The 20,402-nt window shown below is 60.7% G+C and carries 19 protein-coding genes and 1 pseudogene; 9 read left to right on the top strand and 11 right to left on the bottom strand.

Annotated elements, in window-relative coordinates; all coding sequences use genetic code 11:
• Window positions 1–33 precede the first annotated feature (33 nt).
• The 6 genes from ILFOPFJJ_RS25680 to ILFOPFJJ_RS25655 are packed head-to-tail and all read left to right on the top strand — an operon-like array spanning window position 34 to window position 6,539.
• A complete protein-coding gene (locus tag ILFOPFJJ_RS25680; RefSeq protein ID WP_173513392.1) occupies window positions 34–1,848 on the top strand; it encodes a thiamine pyrophosphate-binding protein in 1,815 nt (604 codons plus the stop codon).
• 53 nt (window positions 1,849–1,901) lie between these two features.
• A complete protein-coding gene (locus ILFOPFJJ_RS25675) occupies window positions 1,902–2,279 on the top strand; it encodes a sensory rhodopsin transducer (RefSeq protein WP_173513391.1) in 378 nt (125 codons plus the stop codon).
• A 1-nt stretch (window position 2,280) separates the two neighbouring features.
• A complete protein-coding gene (locus ILFOPFJJ_RS25670) occupies window positions 2,281–3,510 on the top strand; it encodes a D-arabinono-1,4-lactone oxidase (protein WP_173513390.1) in 1,230 nt (409 codons plus the stop codon).
• 8 nt (window positions 3,511–3,518) lie between these two features.
• The gene (locus ILFOPFJJ_RS25665; RefSeq protein WP_173513389.1) at window positions 3,519–3,917 is read left to right on the top strand and encodes a sensory rhodopsin transducer; all 399 of its coding nucleotides are present in this window, start codon (window positions 3,519–3,521) and stop codon (window positions 3,915–3,917) included.
• Entirely contained in the window at window positions 3,914–5,548 is a 1,635-nt protein-coding gene (locus ILFOPFJJ_RS25660; RefSeq protein WP_173513388.1) for an alpha-amylase family protein, read from the top strand. The genes ILFOPFJJ_RS25665 and ILFOPFJJ_RS25660 overlap by 4 nt, the downstream gene beginning before the upstream one ends.
• Before the next feature lies 1 nt (window position 5,549).
• Window positions 5,550–6,539: a TIGR03885 family FMN-dependent LLM class oxidoreductase gene (locus ILFOPFJJ_RS25655; protein WP_173513387.1), complete on the top strand. Its 990-nt coding sequence runs from the start codon at window positions 5,550–5,552 to the stop codon at window positions 6,537–6,539.
• Window positions 6,540–6,630: 91 nt separating this feature from the next.
• Here the strand turns inward: ILFOPFJJ_RS25655 and ILFOPFJJ_RS25650 are convergent, their stop codons facing one another.
• Window positions 6,631–6,834: a hypothetical protein gene (locus ILFOPFJJ_RS25650; RefSeq protein WP_173513386.1), complete on the bottom strand. Its 204-nt coding sequence runs from the start codon at window positions 6,832–6,834 to the stop codon at window positions 6,631–6,633.
• 566 nt (window positions 6,835–7,400) lie between these two features.
• Between ILFOPFJJ_RS25650 and ILFOPFJJ_RS25645 the strand changes: the two genes are divergently transcribed.
• Window positions 7,401–7,586 carry a hypothetical protein gene (locus ILFOPFJJ_RS25645; RefSeq protein WP_173513385.1) on the top strand — a complete coding sequence of 62 codons (186 nt, stop codon included), beginning with the start codon at window positions 7,401–7,403 and terminating at the stop codon, window positions 7,584–7,586.
• Between the two features lie 97 nt (window positions 7,587–7,683).
• Here ILFOPFJJ_RS25645 and ILFOPFJJ_RS35210 read toward each other — a convergent pair whose 3' ends face one another.
• From ILFOPFJJ_RS35210 to fixL, 7 genes are all read right to left on the bottom strand, one after another.
• A complete protein-coding gene (locus tag ILFOPFJJ_RS35210; protein WP_246299781.1) occupies window positions 7,684–7,908 on the bottom strand; it encodes a DUF6522 family protein in 225 nt (74 codons plus the stop codon).
• On the bottom strand, window positions 7,808–9,178 hold the full coding sequence (locus ILFOPFJJ_RS25640) for an NnrS family protein (protein ID WP_246299780.1): 1,371 nt from the start codon (window positions 9,176–9,178) through the stop codon (window positions 7,808–7,810). Before ILFOPFJJ_RS25640 ends, ILFOPFJJ_RS35210 begins: the two co-directional genes overlap by 101 nt.
• On the bottom strand, window positions 9,175–9,849 hold the full coding sequence (gene ric, locus ILFOPFJJ_RS25635) for an iron-sulfur cluster repair di-iron protein (RefSeq protein WP_173513384.1): 675 nt from the start codon (window positions 9,847–9,849) through the stop codon (window positions 9,175–9,177). The genes ILFOPFJJ_RS25640 and ric overlap by 4 nt, the downstream gene beginning before the upstream one ends.
• 202 nt (window positions 9,850–10,051) lie before the next feature.
• Window positions 10,052–10,690, bottom strand: a complete 639-nt coding sequence (locus ILFOPFJJ_RS25630) for a helix-turn-helix domain-containing protein (protein ID WP_173513383.1) — start codon at window positions 10,688–10,690, stop codon at window positions 10,052–10,054.
• 136 nt (window positions 10,691–10,826) lie between these two features.
• Window positions 10,827–11,168, bottom strand: coding sequence for a transcriptional regulator (locus ILFOPFJJ_RS25625; protein ID WP_376741452.1), 342 nt, complete (start codon window positions 11,166–11,168; stop codon window positions 10,827–10,829).
• 103 nt (window positions 11,169–11,271) lie between these two features.
• Window positions 11,272–11,886: a response regulator FixJ gene (fixJ, locus tag ILFOPFJJ_RS25620; protein WP_173513382.1), complete on the bottom strand. Its 615-nt coding sequence runs from the start codon at window positions 11,884–11,886 to the stop codon at window positions 11,272–11,274.
• Complete coding sequence (gene fixL, locus ILFOPFJJ_RS25615) at window positions 11,879–13,396, bottom strand: oxygen sensor histidine kinase FixL (RefSeq protein ID WP_173513381.1); 1,518 nt, start codon at window positions 13,394–13,396, stop codon at window positions 11,879–11,881. The genes fixJ and fixL overlap by 8 nt, the downstream gene beginning before the upstream one ends.
• Window positions 13,397–13,750: 354 nt before the next feature.
• Here fixL and ILFOPFJJ_RS25610 point away from each other — a divergent pair, with 354 nt between their 5' ends.
• Window positions 13,751–15,820, top strand: coding sequence for an ATP-dependent helicase (locus ILFOPFJJ_RS25610; protein WP_173513380.1), 2,070 nt, complete (start codon window positions 13,751–13,753; stop codon window positions 15,818–15,820).
• Between the two features lie 94 nt (window positions 15,821–15,914).
• Here ILFOPFJJ_RS25610 and ILFOPFJJ_RS25605 read toward each other — a convergent pair whose 3' ends face one another.
• From ILFOPFJJ_RS25605 to ILFOPFJJ_RS25595, 3 genes and pseudogenes are all read right to left on the bottom strand, one after another.
• A complete protein-coding gene (locus ILFOPFJJ_RS25605; protein WP_173513379.1) occupies window positions 15,915–16,907 on the bottom strand; it encodes a PQQ-dependent sugar dehydrogenase in 993 nt (330 codons plus the stop codon).
• Window positions 16,908–17,127: 220 nt separating this feature from the next.
• Window positions 17,128–17,484 carry an SPASM domain-containing protein gene (locus ILFOPFJJ_RS25600; RefSeq protein ID WP_376741451.1) on the bottom strand — a complete coding sequence of 119 codons (357 nt, stop codon included), beginning with the start codon at window positions 17,482–17,484 and terminating at the stop codon, window positions 17,128–17,130.
• Window positions 17,485–17,619: 135 nt separating this feature from the next.
• A pseudogene (locus ILFOPFJJ_RS25595) lies at window positions 17,620–18,314 on the bottom strand (molybdate ABC transporter substrate-binding protein).
• A gap of 401 nt (window positions 18,315–18,715) precedes the next feature.
• On the opposite strand from ILFOPFJJ_RS25595, the gene ILFOPFJJ_RS25590 reads away from it, so the two are divergent.
• Entirely contained in the window at window positions 18,716–20,110 is a 1,395-nt protein-coding gene (locus ILFOPFJJ_RS25590; protein WP_173513378.1) for a sensor histidine kinase, read from the top strand.
• The last annotated feature ends 292 nt before the right edge of the window (window positions 20,111–20,402 follow it).

Raw genomic sequence — 20,402 nt, 5'->3', positions numbered from 1 at the left:
ACGTTCTTGCTGCTAGCGGAGGAGGGGCAAACAATGCCGAACGCTGCCGACATTCTCATCGACACACTGATTGAATGGAAAGTCGACGTCGTGTTCGGCCTGCCCGGAGACGGCATCAACGGCATCATGGAGGCGCTCAGAAGGCGGCAGGATCGCATCCGCTTCGTTTCTGTCCGCCACGAGCAATCCGCCGCCTTCATGGCATGCGCCTATGCCAAATTCACCGGCAGGCTCGGTGTTTGCCTCGCCACGTCGGGCCCCGGCGGCACAAACCTCTTGACCGGGCTCTATGACGCGAAGCTGGACCAGATGCCGGTATTGGCAATCACCGGCATGCAGTATCACGACCTGATCGAGACCTTTTCGCAGCAGGACGTCGATCTGACCCGCGTCTTCGACAACGTCGCGGTCTACAATGCGCAGGTCAACGACGCCGCGCATATGGAAAATCTCGCCAACCTTGCCTGCCGGTCGGCGCTCTCGAAACGTGGGGTGGCGCATCTTTCGATCGCCAACGATGTACAGGAGCGAATGGCCGACGGCGGGCGCTCACGCCGTAATCGCCCGGGACACATGCCGAGCCGCAATTTCGCCGGTAGGCTCGTCCCGCTCGAAAGCGATCTTTCAAGAGCGGCGGATCTTCTGAATGCAGGCAAGAAGGTCGCAATCCTCGCAGGCCGCGGCGCCCTGGAGGCGAGAGACGCACTGCGCGAGACGGCGGACCTGCTTGGCGCGCCCGTCGCGAAGGCTTTGCTGGGCAAGGCCGTGTTGCCCGACGGCGATCCGCTCACGACCGGCGGCATCGGGATACTCGGCACGGCGCCATCGCAGGACATCATGCAGCAATGCGATACGTTGCTGATCGTCGGCTCGACTTTCCCTTATATCGAATACTATCCGGCGCCGAATGCGGCTGCCGGTATCCAGATCGATCACGACCCGCAGCGCATCGGGCTGCGTTACCCGGTGGAAGTCGGCCTGGTCGGCGAGGCAAACGAGACGCTGCGGATGCTCAACAAGAGGCTCAAACGGAAGTCGGACCGATCGTTCCTCGAGCGAGCCCAGGAGGCCACTCAGGTTTGGCGGCGGGAACTGAGGTCTATGGAAGAAGACAAGAGCTCTCCCCTGAAGCCGCAGCCGGTAGTCGGTGCCTTCGGCAAGCGCATCGCCGCAAACGGTGTTCTTGTGTGCGACTCCGGGCAAAACACCGAACTCACCGCTCGCCATATCGATCTGGGCGCAGACCACATGTTCTCGGTATCGGGCGCTCTCGCTTCGATGGCCTCGGCCCTGCCCTATGCGATCGCCGCGGGCATCGCGCTGCCGGGCCGCCCGGTCTATGCGGTGGTCGGCGACGGCGGCTTCGCCATGCAGCTCGGAGAACTCTCAACGGCAATTCATCACCGGATCCCTCTGAAACTATTGGTAATCCGAAACGACATGTTGAACCAGATCGCCTGGGAACAGATGATGTTTCTCGGCAATCCGCAATTCGCCTGCGAATTGCCTCCGATCGATTTCGCCGCCGCTGCTGAAGCCATGGGTGCCCGCGGCTTCACGATCCAGTCTTTCGACGGGTTGGAAGAGATCATGGACCAGGCGTTCGCCGTCGAAGGCCCGGTGGTCATTCAGGCGCTGGTCGATCGCTACGAGCCGCTGATGCCGCCGAAGATGCCGGAAGATTACGCCCGCAATTTCCGTGCCGCCCTGCCCGAAACCCCGGGCCACGAGAAGATCGAAGAAAATCTCAAGCACTCTCCGCTGGGCAATGCCGCAGCCGATCAAAACCCGCAGGGGACGCAGCAGGCGCCGGACGAGAACACGGCGGACTTGCCGGGCATTCCGTAGAAGCCGCCTGGCCTCGAGCGAGCGTCGACACAAGTTTGTATTAAGGATTGAGGATGATGCAGGCGATGGGCAGCAGGCGATGGGCAATCGCCGACGGGTATATTCCTTCCTCCAGCGCTAGCGACGACCCCGCGCTCGTCTCGCATGAAAGCGCGTGCATTCTGAACGCCGGCGAAATTCCGGCCAATATCGAAATCACAGTGTTCTTTTCCGACAGGGAACCGGCCGGTCCCTATCGCCTTGCCATTGCGCCCCGTCGAACCGTGCATCTGCGCTTCAACGATCTCGATGATCCGGAACGTGTGCCGCGAGATACGCCCTATGCTTGCGTCATCGAGTCCGACGTGCCGATCATCGTGCAGCAGACGCGGCTCGACTCCCGCCGGCCGGATCACGCTCTCTTGAGCACCATCGCCTATTGCCAGGAATAGGATGCCAAACACACCGTGGAGTGCCACTTCGGAAAACCTGGACCAGGATTTTCACAACTGGTCGGGCGGCCTGCGGTTTCGGCCGTCGCGCGTGGAGGTGCCCGGCAGCGAGGAGGACGTCGCGGCACTCGTGCGTGCGGCCGCGAGGCAGGGCCGCACCATAAGGCCGATCGGGTCCGCCCATTCGTCGAGCGCGCTTTTCGTCACGGACGATATCCTCGTTTCCCTCGACCATATCCGCGGTCTGCGCGAGCATGATGCGCGACGCCATCTGGCCACGGTCGGCAGCGGTTCTGAGCTCACGCACTTGAGCAAGGAACTTGAGGCCGCCGGCTTGACGCTCTCGAATTTCGGCGACGTGGCAACCCAGACCGTCGGCGGCGCGATCGGAACCGGCACTCATGGGTCCGGCCGAGGACTCTATAATCTGTCGATGATGCTGATTGGCGGCCGCCTCGTCACAGCCAGAGGAGAGATCAGGACATTCGGGATTGAAGAGGAGCCGGATTTTCTGCGGGCATTTCGTGTTTCCTTCGGAACGCTCGGCATTCTTACCTGGGCCACGCTCCAGCTCGACCCGCTGCACGACCTGCACCGCCAGGAATGGTGTCTGGCCTTCGAGCCCTGCATGGAGGCACTCGAGCAGCTTGCCCGAGAGAACAGGAATTTCGATTTCTATTGGTACCCCCGTTCCGACGAGGTGAAGCTCCGTTGCATCAACCCGCCCGGCGAGGAGAAGGATTACAGCGCCTTCGCCCGGCTGGCCAAGGATGAAATCGGCAGCCCACACGAGGTCATTCCGCAGCACAGTGATCTGCCCTACCGTTTCGAGGAGATGGAGTATTGCGTCCCTGCCGAGGCGGGACCGACTTGCCTCAGGACGTTGCGCGGGCGGATCAAGGAAAGATGGCGCCGTTCGGTCGGCTGGCGTCTGCTCTACCGCTACATCAAGGGCGACGACACATGGCTCAGCGAAGCGCACGGGCGGGATTCCGTAAGCATATCGCTTCACCAGAACGCGTCCCTGCCCTACTGGGACTTCTTTCTCGATCTTGAACCGATCCTGCGTGACCACGGCGGCCGGCCACATTGGGCGAAGAAGCACAGCCTGCGAGCACCCGAGCTCAGGGCTCTTTACCCGATGTGGGATCGTTTCCTCGCCCTTCGACAGGAGATGGACCCCGAGGGGCGCTTTCTGACGCCTTACCTGCGCGGGCTTCTGGGCTGTTAGGAGGATGCATGCAAGCATTCGGCAAAAAGCGATGGGCGATAGCCGGAGGACACATTCCTCTCGAAAGCAACGGCCCCGAGCCCGAATTCACCAGCCGCGACGAGCTCGCCGTGCTCAACTGCTCCGACAGCGCGGCGAGGATACGCATGCACATCCATTATGCGGACCGTCCGGCGGTCGGGCCCTACGAACTGGATATCGCGCCAAGACGGGTCCGCCACATCCGCTTCAACGATCTGATCTTTCCCGAGGCCCTCCCGCTGGACGAGGCCTTCGGCGCCGTCATCGATGCGGATGTGCCCGTCGTGGTCCAGTTCACCCGCCTCGACGGCGGCACACGAGCGCGCAACGCCGTGGCGACCGCGGCTTATGCGGCGCGGACTTCTTCACGAAGGAGACATCGATGAAAGACGCACCATGGTTCGCGAGCGCCGTCATCTACGGCATCGACGTGCGCAGATTCGCCGACGGCAACGGCGACGGAATAGGCGACTTCGTCGGCCTGAGAGAGCGGGTGCCCTATTTAAACGAGCTCGGCATCAACTGCGTCTGGCTTTTACCGTTTTTCAAGTCCCCATTCGCCGACAACGGCTATGATGTCAGCGACTATTTGTCCATCGACACGCCGCTTGGCACGCTCGACGATTTCCTCGACTTTCAGCACACGGCCGGCGAACAGGGCATTCGTGTCATCATCGATCTCGTCGCCAATCACACGTCCAATGAGCATCCGTGGTTCCAGGCGGCACGCCGTGATCCCAGATCCCGCTACCGCAACTACTACGTCTGGTCCGAGAATCCGCCCCCCGTTGATCCGGACAACAAAACCGCTTTCCCCGGCGAGGAAGACAGCGTCTGGAGCTATGATGAACTCGCCCAAGCCTACTACTTCCATAAATTCAGACATTTCCAGCCGGATCTGAACATTGCCAATACGGCGGTGCGCGACGAAATGCTCCGGGTCGTCGACTATTGGCTTTCGATGGGCGTCGATGGATTTCGCGTGGATGCCGCGCCTTTCGTGATCGGCGAAACGGGTATCGAACACGCGGATCCGCGGGACCCCCATGGCTTTCTGCGAGAAATGCGCGCGCTGGTCGACGCCAGGCGCCCTGGCGGGCTCCTGTTGGGCGAAGCGGACCTGGCGCCGGAAAAGCTTCGCGAATATTTCGGCGAGGGAAAGCTCGACCTCCTGTTCAACTTCATTCTGAGTGGCGCCTTTGTCGCGGGTCTTGCGCGGCAGAGTTCCGATGTCATCTGCCAGGCGCTCTCGGTTGCGCCGGAACCGCCGCCCCACTGCGGCTGGGCAAACTTCCTCCGCAACCTCGACGAACTCAATGTGGCGCGTCAGTCGGAGGCCGTTCGGCAGGAAACCTACGCTGCGTTTGCCCGCGATGAGGATATGAGGATCTACGGTCGAGGCATAAGGCGGCGCCTTGCGCCGATGTTCAAAGGAGAGCAGGCGCGAATCGAACTCGCCTTCAGCCTGCTTCTGTCGTCACCGGGCGTCCCGGTTTTTGTCTACGGCGATGAAATCGGTCTTGGCGATGACCTTTCCCGGCCCGGCCGCGAGACCGTGCGCGTTCCGATGCAGTGGAGCGACGAGGCAAACGCCGGGTTTTCCACGTCAGCGCATGCAAACCTCGTTCAGCCGACTGTCTCCCAAGGGCCATTCTCTTACAAGCGGATCAATGTCGAACGTCAGCGCAGCGACCCGCATTCGCTTCTGAACCGTGTCAAGACGATGATCCTCGCGCGCCGACGCCACGATCTCTTTCATAAGGGCCGGCCGGTTCTGCTGCCCGCGGGAGATGCCGCGCTGTTCGCTCTGGCTTATTCCGACGGCACTGAACTGCTCGTGGCGCTGCACAATCTGTCGGACAAACGGCGGCGGGCAGAACTCGAACTGCCTGGTGCCATCGACGCCAAGCTGACCGATATCCTCAGCGATCGGGAGGTCGAGCTTGCCGGGCAGCATCTGACGATCGACCTCGATCGCTTCGGCTACACATGGCTGCATTCGGGAAGGAAGGATTGAGATGGCGAAGATCGGATATCACGCGTCTCATGAGCAATTCACCCCCCGCGACCTGTTGAGCTGGGCGCAGGCGGCAGAACAAGCGGGGTTCGATTGTCTCATGTCCTCCGACCATCTGGCGCCCTGGAGCGAGCGCCAGGGCCAAAGCGGTTTCGCCTGGGCGTGGCTTGGCGCAACTCTTCAGGCGACGCAGCGATCCCTCGGTCTCGTTACCGTTCCTTGCGGCTGGCGGTACCACCCGGCGATAACGGCCCAGGCCGGGGCGACGCTCGCCCAGATGTTTCCGCGACGCCTCGCCTGGCTCGCGCTCGGCAGCGGCGAAGCCCTGAACGAGCATGTCGTTGGCGGGGTTTGGCCCGACAAGGCGGAGCGAAAAGCCAGGCTCCGCGAGGCCGTCGACGTCATTCGAGAGCTCTGGGCCGGGCGCACGGTCACGCGAGACGCACCCATCGCCGTATCCGAGGCGCGGCTTTACACCCTACCCGATCACGCACCGTCGTTGATTGCCGCGGCCTTGACGAGTGAAACTGCGGAATGGGCGGGAGAATGGGCGGACGGCCTGATCACCGTCAACCAGGCGCCAGACAAGCTCGCCGCAATCGTCGAGGCCTTCAGGCGCGGCGGCGGCGCCGGCAAGCCGCTCTATCTCCAGGTGCACATTTCGTATGCGCGTAGCGACGACGAGGCGAGGCAGAACGCGTTTGACCAATGGAGGAGCAATGCGATCAGCGCGTTCCAGTCGGAAACGCTGCGGACCCCCGGCGACATCGAGACCGCGACGAGGAGCGTCCGGCCGGAAGATCTCGACGCCTACGTCAGAATATCCTCGGATCTTGCGCGGCACGTCGCCTGGATCGAAGAGGATATAGCGGCTGGCTTCGACGAGATCTACCTTCACAACGTCGGCCGCAATCAGCTCGAGTTCATCGAAGCCTTCGGCGCATCGGTTCTGCCGCGCGTCAGCGCGCGTGATCGGGCGGGTCGCGGATAACGACGATGGTCCACTGTTTTGCAGGGCATCACTACCGCACCGCATTCCCCCGACGGGCATGCGCAATTTTCGCGTTCACTGTTGAAATGATCTAGGGGGTGCCCACCATCGAGCCGACGACCACCATCACGAGTGCGGCCATATCGAATTCTCCATTGATGGAGAGCTTGTCGCCCGTTCGCTGAACACGCAACCTGGAGGGATTTTCGCCTGCCTGTCTTTCGACTTCATTGATGGCGGCGGCGATGAGGGCCTTCGTCTCTATCCTGCCGTCGTTGCGATCGCTGGTTCCCATTTCCAAGAACTCCTTCTCACGTTCGGTCGAGAGGCGGTCCGTGCCCGGCTTTCCAGCCCGGCGAAGCCTCCGGCACCGGACGCGAAGATTGACGTCTTTTCCTCGGCCATGTTCGGATTCCCGGACAGCGTTCACGGATGTCGCGGCTCCAGCTTTTCGCTGCTGGCCATGAATTCCTCGTTCGCTTCCCGTCCTGTGCTTCGATCAAACCCGCGAGCATACGCCCGGTTCCGTGCGGCCGCAGCGGCGCAGCGCCAGAGCACGCATCCGCGTAATTCGCTCAAACCACGCGTCAGTATATTTGCGAAGGCGTACCGGAATCGCGGAATCAGACCTTCCGTGCGGCGCGACGCAGGGTTAGCGTCGCGCCGTAGCTTCCCATCGGGGCTACATCTTCCCCGCATCCATGAGCCAACTGGGTGCGTCACTTGCCCCGCCACCGAGCGGGGCTTTTTCTTTTAAGCGATACCCGCAACCTGACGGCCTTCGATCGGCGCGCCATCCCGGCCGCGAGGGAACTCGTCAAGGACGAACACGTTCTCCTTTAAAGATAATGGGAGAGAAAAATGTTCGACCGAGACGACTACAATGCTCCCGAAGGACGTGCGGCACCCACCTTCCTGATCGGCGTCTTACTCCTCGCGATATGCGCCATTTTCACCTACTTGGCGATTGGCGGCGCGTTACTGGACCAAGGAACACAGACGGCCGTTTACACGCCTCAGGTCATCGATGAAGGCGAGGCCCGCTGAAAGCAGGCAGAAGTGTGATCAATTCGGTGTCGTGGAACATGGTTTCACGCCGTGCGAAAGGAAGCTTTCGTCACAGGGCTCTCACGCAAATCCGACCTTATCGATCTGGGCGTCGAAAAGTCATTTCTTCGCTTACAACCCGATCTTCGCTGTTCAGGATTGCGCGCCATATGCGATTTCCAAGCTTCACGCTTAGACGGCAGGTGCCCGCATCCTCGCCCTCACCGCGCTCGACCATGCTCGTTACCAGACCCTTCCTGAAGTTCCGGCGCAAGTCGTCCTTGGACAGGCCGAAACGAACGGCGAGTTCGGCGGAGTCCAAGATGAAGTCCCCATTTTGATATCGCTCTACGTACATGGCTTGCTTCCTTGCGAGCTTGGTTTACCGCTATCATCGCCTCGCCCCCAGAGGTCGTGATCCCACTGCTGAGCACAACCTCGCTGCCGATTGCGGCACTGAACACAGGCTTGGGAACAGCTCCGCTCATTGCCGGCAAATAGCAAGCCAAGAAAAGCGCCCAGGCCGTCATCCAGCAGATCGCGGCAGCGACAATAGGATCGAGATACGTCCCGCTCATCCAGCCCCCGAGAATACGCAGCAGCGCTGAGAGAGATATGAGCGAGAAGGCACAAGCCATGGTCCGATTGAGGACAAGGGTCTCTCCATCGCGAATCATGGCCGACCGCATCATGAAGGCAGCCATCATTGTCCCCATCGCGCCCATGGTCAGTGCATGCAGGGCTGCGGTGGGCGAGATCCAGTCGGGAAAAATGGCTGCAAGGCCGCTTAGAATGAGCGCTGCCGGGGTCCAGGCGAAGGCGATGTGCAGGATGAACAAGGCCGGATAGCGCCGGGTCCTGAAGCTTTGCCACTCCTTCATTTGCATTAGCAGCAAAGTGCCCGAAAACGTCATCAGGAGACCCGATGATATCTGCTGACGGGTACCACTGAAGTAAGCGGCGACGAGAATGGCCGCGATCGCCAAGTACGAAAGCGTCGGCCGATCGCGATGGTGGAGATGCCGAGCGCCTAGCCACCGGCGTGTGAAAGCAGACGTGGCGCGGCCGCCGATCAAGGTTATCAAGACGATATAAAGCAGCGGTGCACGGCTCGCCGGACTGAGACCATCATAGAGGGAGAGCACGGCATTCATGCAAAGCGCGGCCGTGGCGAGCGGCGCCCAGAGGCGATGCCAGGCTCCTGAGGAGCCGACTCCGTGCGCCAATACCGCAGTCAGGAACGCGAAATAGGCGGATGCCCCGATTGCTTCTGCGATGAACGGCAAATGCTCCGGGAGCGCCGCCGTCAAACGGGCGACGCACCAAAGACAGGAGGCGACGATGGTGAAGCCGGGCGGAACCGGGCCCTTCTTCGTCCAGGCTGGCAGCGCTGTCAGGAGATAGCCGCCCGCCGCAGCGCCAGCCATGCCGAACGAAAGCTCGCGGCTGTGCCACGCGCCCCTGTCCGGCGCAATGTCTTCCGGGAAAATCCAGACGATTGGAGCGACAAGCGCCCACAGCCCGGCGAGCAGAAACAGGGGCCGGTATGGCGCCTGCCAGATGGATCGCAAACCAGAAACGGCTTGTGTCAACCGGCCCCCCGGGATTGAGGTTCGAAGCGCGGAAACAGCACGGCGTTCTCGAGATGCATGTGCGTCACCAGATCGTCGGCGAACTTGCGTAAACCCGTATAAAGCGCAGTCCACGAGCCGCAGGCACCTGGCGGCAGCGAAAGCCCATGGGTTACGTGCTCGATGGTCCGTAGGTGTTCCACCTCCTCCTCATGCTCACGCCGCATCTGCGCGATCGGATGCGCGATCCCCACGCCGCCGCCACTCTGCATGGTCGGGAAAAGGATCTGCTCTTCCTTCATCATGTGGCTCTCGAGTTCGTCGCGCAGACGCTCCAGGACCTGGGAAAGGCCGATCGGTGCCGACGGGTGCCCTCCGTGCACCCGCTCCACCTTCTGGGCGAGCGGGATCAGCCAGGTGAGCTCCGCGCGGTGCGTTTGGTGATATCTGTCGAGGATATGGCCGATGAGATCCGATGTCTCTTCGGGTGCATCTCGTCCTGCCGCCTTTACGAGAGCCTCCAGTTCCGAAAGAAGCTCCGATGGAGCGAGGCCGGCTTTTACGGCGGCTTCCGAGAGCCGCACGTTGCCACCGCAACAGAAGCTGATGTCATGACGGCGGAAGAGTTCCGCCGCTCCAGGCAACTCTGCTGCGATCGTCGCGACTGTGTCGTCGAGGCTTATTCCGGTCATGATCTGTTCCTTGACAGGTGTTGCTTGCCGGAATCACTTCAAAGCCATCAAGGCGATGGAGCCGGTTCTTGCGTCCATGATCGCGGCATCTAATCCGCTTGTGCAGAAGTTGAGCCTGCCCGTCTTTGTCCTCACGCAAACAGCTGCAAGCTTTTCGGGCTCGACGACCGAGCGTCTCGAGTGATCACCGGGATCGCATGGATCAGTTGCAAAGCGAACGAAGCGCATCCGGCCTTTTGATATCGACGGTTCTTGCGTCGCGCAGCGCTATGACACTGCGATCTTTCAGTTTGGTCATGACCCGCGATACCGTCTCGATCGTGAGGCCGAGATAGTCGGCGATGTCTTGCCGTGACATCGGCAATCTCAGTTGCCGGATGCCCCCCTGACGGTTTGACAGGTCCAGTAGGAATGCGGCGATACGTTCCACCGCACATTGCCTGCCGATTACCAGAAGGTGCTCCTGGGCGCGCGCCATGCCGGCCAAGGCAAGAGCGAGAAGCTCCCGCGAATGCTCCTGCATCGGACGCCGGCCGAAAACCGCCAGTCTTGTTTCTGTGATCGCCTCGGCAAAAAAGCGACGAGTTGCGCCCGCGTCGAAGCCGAACATTTCCCCTGCGAGGTGAAAGGATACGACCTGTCGCCGACCGTCCGAGAGCAGGCGGTATACCCGCACCGCTCCGGTGGCGACCTGGTAGCATTTTTCAACCGCGTCGCCCTCGGCGTAGATCTCTTGGCCGGACCTGTAAGTCGCAACAAGATGGGGTCCAGGAATCCCGGCGGTTGCGATGCTGTCGGATTGCGGAAAGCTCTGTTCTGTAGGTTGGGAAGCGGCGTACATCTCTTGTCCCCTGATCGTTTCGGAGGGAGATTGCCAATTCGGGCACCGGCGATAAATTCGGTTAGATCACTAAGGGAAACTACTTAGGCCGAGTACGTAGAGCGGGGGACGGAGTGCGCCGCTTCTGCCCGCCCGACTATTTCGCAATCGCGGCCAGGCTGTTCACGACGCCCAGAAGATCAGAGCCGCTGATCGGCTTCGTTAAGATGATGGTGCCGTCATGCTCTTGAAGTGGCGACATTCCATCGACGAGCAGGATGACGCGTCCTCCTAGACGCTGCAGGGCTTGCGCGGCCTGCGCCTCGGATTTCAATATTTCGTCATCGACGATCGTGCAAAGCGAAGCCCTCGACGAACCCTCGGCCTTCCACAAGGCGTCGTATGACTCGGCCGAATATCCTTCGACCTCGAGCGCGAACGCCAGGGACCGCCGGAGACCCTGGTCCGGTGCAATGACGACAATGCTTCTGTCAGCCAACAACTTACAGTCCCGCGCAAACTGGCGTGCACATGCCCGCCGATGAGCCGCCATTTAAAGGCCGCGAGCAGGCGGCGCATTGCGCGAGATCAACACTGTACGATTACGAGGGCCCGAAGCCCGCCGCGAGCGCCATACGAACGAGGTGCGGAAGGCTCTTTGCCTTCATCTTGCCCATGACGTTGGCGCGGTGCACCTCGACCGTGCGGGGACTGATGTCCAGGTCATAGGCGATCGATTTGTTCGGCAAGCCTGCCACCACCGCGGAGAGCACCTGGCGCTCCCTCTCGCTCAGCGTGTGAAGGCGTTCCTGAATATCGCGGATTTCATCGACGTCAGCTTCCGGAACGCTCAGCTGTTCGGATGCCCTTTCGATCGCCTCGATGATCACCGAGTCTTCGAAGGGTTTTTCGATAAAGTCCAATGCTCCCGCTTTCATCGCCTCGACCGCCATCGGAACATCGCCGTGTCCGGTGATCACGATGGACGGTATCCTCATTTTCAGATCTCCGAGACGGCGGATGAGATCAACGCCGGACATCTCCGGCATTCTGAGGTCGGTTACGAGAATTCCGTTGCGGACATTCGGTGCGAATGAAAGAAAGGAGGCAGCAGATTGATGAATTTTCACAGCATAGCCGTTCATCGTCAGCATGAACGCGAGCGACTTCCTGACCGGCTCTTCGTCGTCGACAATATGAACGGTGTAATCAGTCATTTCCATTGATCCGTTCTTCCACATAGGCGGGAAGCGTGAACCGGAAAGTAGCCCCTCCGGCGGCATTTTTCGAGACGGTCATTTCACCGCCATGCGCTTCGACGATGCGTTTCGAGATCGAAAGGCCTATGCCCATTCCACTTGCCTTTGTCGTGACGAACGGCCTGAAAAGCTGGCCGGCAATTTCCTCAGGAATGCCTCCGCCCGTGTCTTCCACGACGACGGCAATCTCGCCCGGATCCGCCGGCAACGTTCGAACTGTAAGTTCACGGTGCTGGACGTGGCGCATCGCCTCGATCGCGTTGCGCATCAGATTGATGAGCACCTGTTGCACCTGGATGCGATCGACCATCACCATTTCGGCACCGGGCACATATTCGAATACCGTTCTGACGCCGCTCTCGCGGGAGCCGACCAGAGCCAGCGCGCCGGCTTCCTCCACCAGTTTGCGGATGTCTTCGGGTGCCTTTTCCGTTTCGCCTTTCGTGACGAATTCCCGGAGGTGTTTGATGATCTGACCAGCGCGCAGGGATTGGCCAGCGATCTCTTCCAGCGCGCCACGCATCCTCGTTGCCACATTGGCATCCATGTCACGCAAGAGCCTTGTGCAGCCATGGGCGTAGTTTGCGATCGCCGACAGCGGTTGGTTCAGCTCGTGCGCAAGCGTCGAAGCCATTTCACCCATCTCGTTAAGACGGGCCAGTCTCGCCAGTTCAGCCTGGATCTGTTCAAGCCGCGCGGCCGACTCTTCCCGCTCCGTCAAGTCCCTGATGAAGCCGGTGAAGAACCGTTCTCCGCCTGATTTCATCTCCCCGACTGCAAGCTTCATCGGAAATGTCGATCCGTCCTTCCGCCGTCCGACGACGACCCGGTCGATTCCGATGATGCGCTTCTCGCCGGTAGTCAGGTACCGCTGCATATATCCGTCGTGCTCATGACGGTAGGGTTCCGGCATCAATATGCGCAGGTTCTGACCAATGACCTCTTCTTCGACATATCCGAACTGCCGAACGGCGGCGGCGTTGAAGGATACAATGGTGCCATTCGTGGAACTGACCACGGTGGCGTCCGGAACCGTATCCAATATCGATCTGAGGTGCGCATCGCGGGCCTGTACGGCAGCTTCCGTCCGGTCGATGGCGCGTCTTGCCGCCTGGACCAATTCCCCGAGAGCCACGATCAGGAGCACTGTCGACGCGAAGACGACCATTTCGCCAACGCTCGGTCCGGGCGCATTCTCGATCCACTGAACCGATATTGCAGCAAGTAGCGACAGCCCGAGCGCGAAGGCTATCGGTTTAAGGCCGCCGATCATTGCGACGAGCAGGAGTGCGGGAATGAACGAAGAGAGAGTAACGGTGTCGCCGATGAGTTCCCTGAGCGCCAATCTCAAGGCAAAAAGACCGATGACGGCCGCAGCTGCGAAAACATAGGCCGAGAGGCCATCGACCCGCCACCTGATCAGCGACTGCCCGAACCGCATCCTCTCGACCATGCCACGTGAGTGCATTCCCGTTATCCAACCAGAGGGATGAATTGCATGCTGTGCCAAGCGTCCCGGCAAGACGGTCTTGGCCGCGGGCTCGCGTGACCTTCCATAGACCATACCGGCGCGATCGGCCACCCCGCCCTGTGGAACATGCCCCCACGATCGCGAAAGGCGGCGTATGGATTTTGTCCGCTGAAACGGCGCCCACTTGGCTTTGCAACGGCTGGATCGGCTGTTAGGTTCATTATTCGTTCCCGTTTGCGTCGCGAATCGGTCAACCGGAGGGAGGCTCCTTCAGGAGGAACGGTCGAATGCGCTATTGAAGGGATGGTAGGGATTCGCCCGTGAAAATCGGAGCGATAAAAGCGGGGGCCGATGAGCACGGCGTATCTTGAGAAACTGAACGATCAGCAGCGCAATGCGGTCGAGCATGGCGGCGGCCTGCCAGACGGGAAAATTGGTGGACCGCTCCTGATCATCGCCGGTGCCGGTTCCGGCAAAACCAACACGCTGGCGCACCGCGTCGCCCATCTGATCGTCAATGGCGCTGATCCGCGCCGGGTTCTCCTGATGACATTTTCGCGACGCGCGGCAGCCGAGATGAGCCGGCGAGTGGAGCGCATCTGTCGGCAGGTACTTGGCGAGAAGGCCGCCATCGTTGCTGACGCACTCGCCTGGGCAGGCACGTTTCACGGCATCGGGGCGAGATTGCTGCGCGATCATGCCCCGGAGATCGGCATCGATCCGGACTTCACCATCCATGACAGGGAAGACTCAGCCGACCTGATGAATCTCGTCCGGCACGAGCTTGGGTTTTCCAAGACGGAAAGCCGCTTTCCGACGAAAGGCACCTGCCTTGCAATCTATTCGCGCACAGTGAACTCGGAGCAGACGCTCGATGCGGTGCTGCGCGGCTCCTTTCCGTGGTGCATGGCATGGGAAAAACAGTTGCGCGAACTCTTCGCTTCCTATGTCGAGGCCAAGCAGGCGCAGAACGTCCTCGATTACGACGACCTCCTGCTCTACTGGGCGCAGATGGTAAGCGAGCCCGTGATTGCCGAAGAAATCGGCAATCGCTTCGACCATGTGTTCGTCGACGAGTACCAGGACACGAACCGCTTGCAGGCGACGATCCTGACGGCACTCAAACCGAATGGCCACGGCCTGACCGTCGTCGGCGACGATGCACAATCGATCTACTCCTTCCGTGCCGCGACCGTACGCAACATTCTCGATTTTCCACAAACCTTCTCTCCGGCGGCCGACATCATCACGCTTGACCGGAACTACCGCTCGACGCAGCCGATCCTGGCTGCCGCCAACAGTGTCATCGAACTCGCCCGCGAGCGTTTTACGAAGAATCTCTGGACCGAGCGCCAGTCCGCCGAGCGGCCACGGCTGGTGACGGTTCGCGATGAAGCCGACCAGGCCAACTATATCGTCGAGCAGGTACTGGAAAATCGCGAAGGCGGCACGCTCTTGAAACAGCAGGCGGTACTGTTCCGCACCTCCCATCACAGCGGCGCCCTGGAGGTGGAGCTTACCCGGCGCAACATCCCCTTCGTCAAGTTCGGCGGCCTCAAATTCCTCGACAGCGCGCATGTGAAGGACCTGCTGGCGGTCCTGCGCTTTGCCCAGAACCCCCGCGATCGCGTGGCCGGCTTCCGGCTGATGCAACTCTTGCCCGGCGTCGGTCCACAGACGGCAGGCCGGGTGCTCGATGCAATGGCCGCCGACCCCGAACCCTTGACGGCGCTCGCCGAAATTCCCGCTCCGCCGCGCTCGGGAGATGACTGGGTTACCTTTGTCGACATGCTCCAGCGCGTGCGCAGCAGAAAGACCGCATGGCCGGCCGAAATCGGTGAAGCGCGCAACTGGTACGAACCGCACCTTAATCGCATTCATGAGGATGCGGAGGTGCGCATGGCCGATCTCCTGCAGCTCGAGCAGATTGCAGGCGGTTATCCATCGCGGGAACGGTTCCTGACCGAACTCACTCTCGATCCACCGGATGCCACCAGTGATCAATCCGGCGTGCCGCTTCTCGACGAGGATTATCTTATCCTGTCGACGATCCATTCGGCCAAGGGCCAGGAATGGAAGTCGGTCTTCATCTTGAACTGCGTCGACGGCTGCATTCCCTCCGATCTCGGCGTGGGCTCGACGGCCGAGATCGAGGAGGAGCGACGCCTCCTTTATGTCGCGATGACCCGCGCCAAGGACAGCCTGCATCTTGTCACGCCGCAGCGGTTTTTCACGCATGGGCAGAATGCCCAGGGTGATCGCCACGTCTATGCGTCGAGAAGTCGCTTCATTCCGGCAACGCTTTTGCAGTTCTTCGAATGCTCCGCCTGGCCGGTCGCCAAACCGTCGGCTCCCGGTGAGCGAGAAACACGAAAGGTCCGGGTCGATGTTGGAGCCCGCATGCGTGGCATGTGGCGATAGAGCAAGCCCGCGGTCCGCCCTCCTGGACCGGCTATCTCGAAGCGCTCATCCGGGCAACCAAGCCGCCAACGAGTCCTGAAGGCATCATCGGGCGTCATCGCCTGAATATGTGAATCGCACCTCCGGCGTCGTCGGATACGAGGACGGAACCGTCCGGCGCTTCCTTGACGTCCACGGGACGCCCGACATCTCTGACAAAGGTCGCCGCCGAGACCGGGCGACCGCCCTGGAAGCGCACCCGCACGACCTGATACCCGACGGGAACCGACCTGTCCCAACTGCCGTGCTGGGCGACCAGAGCGTCACCGCCGAGGCTGCGGAAGAAATGGATCCCCAGGGCGGCGACATGCGCCTGAAAGTTGAACGCCGGGGAAATCTGCCGAGCGGGTGGCCGGGCGTCCTCAAACCCTTCGAGCCGGACCCGGCCTCCGAAATAGGGAAAGCCGTAAAAGCCGCCCGGCCTAAGCGCGTTCAACTCGTCGGGCGGAACATCGTCGCCCATTCCGTCGGCGCCGTTATCGGTAAAGAACATGGTGCCGCCGCGCCAGTCGAAGCCAACCGAATTGCGCACACCCCAGGCGACTCGTCGAAGGTCGGACCCGTCCTGCTTCATGCTGACGATCGTGCCCTGCAGGCCGCGCGGCGAGCAAATGTTGCAAGGCGATCCGAACGAGACATAGAGCCGGGAATCAGGGCCAACGGCGATATAGCGAAAGCTATGGGCTCCCGAATTCGGCAAGTCTCGGCGAATATCGCGCCTGCCGGAGAGAGCACCCCCACGCCCGATATCGAACGCCGTTATGCTGTCCCGCGAAGCGACGAACAAACGACCGCCGGAGCATGCGACTCCGTTCGCAGCGGAGAATCCGGAGGCAACCCGCCGGGCGCGGCCGCCGGACAACGGCACGGCATAAACCGAGGAACCTTTCGTTCCGACAAACAACACGTCGCCGCAGACTGCCATTTCGCGCGCGGCGGGAACGCGGGCGAGCAGTTCGGCTCGCGCCGGGCCAAGGGCCAGGCCGGAGGCGAGCATGGCGGCCGACGCGAGCGCGAGAAATCCGGCTTTACGGGAAAAGAGGTCCATCGGCACCCTCCGAATACAAGCTGAATTTGCTGGGGAATTGGTGCGGCTCATTCTTGTTTCAAGCCGGAGCCGAAGTCTCACGGCGAAGTGATCTCCTACAGCGCCGCGCGTCTTATCAGACGCGCAAAGGACGCTGGCACGTTGCTTGTGGAGCTGTGCTCTTTGTATGGCTTGCCGGACCGGATCAATCGCCCAAAAGGCGCCGGAGGCCCAAGAGCGTTTAACGACCGCGATAGGTTAACGTCGCCGCTGGCGTAGTCGAAAGCTTATCCGCGTCGCGCGTCAGGCGATCGCGAAGCGGCGAGCGGATGCACACCGGATCGGTTGCGCTGGCGTCGCCGGCAAGCGCCATCGCCTGGCAACGGCAGCCGCCGAAGTCCACCTTCTTGCGCTCGCAACTCCGGCACAGGTCCGGCATCCAGTCCTCGCCGCGATAGGCGTTGAATGCGTCACTTTCGTACCAGATCGTGGCGAGCGCGGCTTCGCGCACATTCTCGAAAGGGCACGCATGCTGCCTCTCGACCAAAATCGCCACCACACAAAGTGAGGAAGACCCGACCTGCCGCAACGGGCGCATTCTTACGATTAAATGCCAAACGACATGCCGGCCGAATAGCTGTGAGGAGACCGCTTCCGGCCCCAGAGCGGACGCTTGGCACTAGCACGAGGTTGCCATGGCCCGTGAGCCGATCGCGGCTTATCAAGGATGCCCTTAGCGGCGCTCGACGCCCTTTGCCGCCAAGGTGCCATCGACCTCAGCCGACATCAGGAACGCGGACAGTTGCTTGGCAGCCTCTGTGTCCCTTGAATCGGCGCTGATGCCAATTGCGAAGTCGATGTAACTTTGGAGTTCCGCCGGAAACCGGCCGACAAGCATGACATCGGGAGCAGCGGCGAGAATTGAGCTCACGGGAACGACCGCCAACTCGGCTTTCCCACGGGCTACAGCCAGAGCTGTCTTCCCTCCTCGTATGCCGACCAGCCTGGGCTTGACCTCGTCCGCTATTCCCAGGCGCTCCAGCAAACCGGAGAAATAGCCGCCGCTGGTTCCGTCAACGGCGTAGGCGATTGATCTGGCGTTCTTCAATGCGTGTTCGAACGCTTCCACGGACCTTATGTCGAGCGGTCGACTGCCTGCCTTGGCTGCCACGCCCATTGCTATTCGGCCAAACGCTACCTGGCTCCCCCTCTTGATCTTTCTCAGGGCGGTCAGATCGTGAACCATATGCGGATTGATGATGACGAGGTCAAAAGGCTCCCCGGCTTCAATTTGCTTCTTTACGGTCGGATTGAGCTCGAACTTGACCGCGACGGTGTATCCTGTCGCCGCTTCGAAGACCGAGATATGAGAGCCAGGATGGCGGGTCGGACCGCAACAGCGCCAAAAAGTCGGATTTCCTGATTCATGGCTTAGCCTGAAATCGGTCGAAACGACGTCCTCACATTGCGTATATAGCCTATTCAGCGTCGTGCTGGGAATGCAGAGGCTCGTTCGCAGATCGGCGGAAACAGCGTGATCACGAGTCACGGCGTAGGAACGCCGGGCTCCGCGACTCCAGCCTGAACTGACCTCTCATGGCGCACCCTGCTCATTCCGTTGAGCGAGACGAATGAACTCCTTCCACCCGTTGCTGCCATTCGCCCATAACGCTGAGAGTTCCGGTGCCGGCCCTGAGCGGCCAGTCAGGTAGAGGTCGGAATTTCCGGTCCTTACTGCCAAAGCAGCACACGAGCTCTGGCAAGCCCGCAAGATCTTAGTGCTCCCACAAATATCTAGACTCTCGCGGAATAGGTGCCACATTGTTCGTATGATCGATGGGAGCGACAGCGCGGGAAGTGCGGGTGACGCAAGGCAGCGCTTCGGGTTGGCGGGGCTTGCCGAAGCGATCGTCGAGACGCTTGATCAGCCGCTGCTGATCCTCACTTCCAATCTCACCATTGCCGACGTCAACTCCGCATACTGCGAAACCTTCGGCGTCACAGCCGAAGAGACCCGCGGCCAGCCGATATACCGGCTGGGCAATGGGCAATGGGACATACCCGAATTGCGGAGGCTGCTGGAGCAGGTCCTGCCCGAGCGCACGACGGTGAAAGGCTACCGGATCGAGCACAAGTTTCCCGATATCGGCAGGCGAGTGATGATCCTGAACGCACGAAGAATAACCGACGATGACGGGCGTCCGGAACTGATCCTGCTGACAGTCTCTGATCGAACGCAAGCCGAGCAGACCCAATTCGAACTCGAAGGACATCGAGAGTTCCTGGAAAAGCTGATCGATAGCGTTCGCGAAGGACTCCTGGTGCTCGGCTGGGATCTGAAAGTCATCAGGGCGAACCAGACCTTCTATGATCTGTTTCAGGTCTCCCCGGCCCACACCGAAGGCCGGCTGGTGTACGAACTTGGAAATCGGCAATGGGACATTCCGAAACTGAGGGAGCTCCTGGAGGACGTTCTTCCCGACAACAATGCCTTTGATGATGTCGAGGTAGAGCACGACTTCGAAACGATCGGACGGCGCATTATGCTCCTCAATGGCCGCCGTCTCGATCATCTCGACCTGATCCTGCTGGCGATACGTGATGTCACCGAACAACGTCGAATGGAGGCGCAGCAACAGACGTTGATGGGCGAGCTGCATCACCGGGTGAAGAACGTCCTTTCGAGCGTGAACGCGCTGGCAAATCGCAGTTTGCACGAAAGTCAATCTCTTGATGAGTTTCGCGACAGGTTTGCAACTCGCCTGGGCTCCCTCTCCAGGACCCAGGACCTGCTGATGCGCGCACCTGAGCACGATGTCCGCATGGCTGAAGTTCTGCGCCTTGAGTTGGAAGCCCAGGGCGGCCATGAGGGAAAAAACTACCAACTCGACGGCCCAGTCGTCACGCTATCGCGTGAAACTACACAAGCGTTCGCCATGGCGATCCATGAACTGGCCACCAATGCGGTAAAACACGGTGCCTGGGCCACGCCCGAAGGCCGGTTGAAGGTAACTTGGACGGCACACCGAAGAAAGGGCAATGGAACATTAATCAGTTTTCGCTGGCGAGAGAACGGCCGCGACATCGATACCGCCCCCGCTCGCAAGGGCTACGGCTCGCAAGTGTTGGAGAGAGTGTTTAGCCATTCCCTGGACGGCACGTCCGAATTGACGCTCCATCCTGACGGCGCCGAGTTCGCTGCTGAATTCAAGCTGCAGGATTAGGTTTCGCCTGCTGCTTGCTTCAATGACACCAAGGGGATGACGTGCCTTCTTATTCACGGGAATGCAAAGAACGACCCCAAAGCTGTCATCTGCAGTGAAGGCGATGAACGTCTGACTTGGTTGCGGCCGCCGAAGGGTGAGTTTCAATCCCTTAAGCACACCGAGGTCTGTTCGCCCACGGTTGGCTCGGTCGGGCTCGCCGCAAGTGACCGAACAAATAATGTTCCGGACAGCCTGGAAAAGAGCTCGAAGGGCCTCTGACCAAACCGGAAAGGCTTGCACCTTCACAGGC

Source organism: Sinorhizobium psoraleae (assembly GCF_013283645.1).
GTDB lineage: Bacteria > Pseudomonadota > Alphaproteobacteria > Rhizobiales > Rhizobiaceae > Sinorhizobium > Sinorhizobium psoraleae.
The sequence above is the reverse complement of the archived record's forward strand: the minus strand, read 5'-3'. Positions and strand labels throughout refer to the sequence as shown.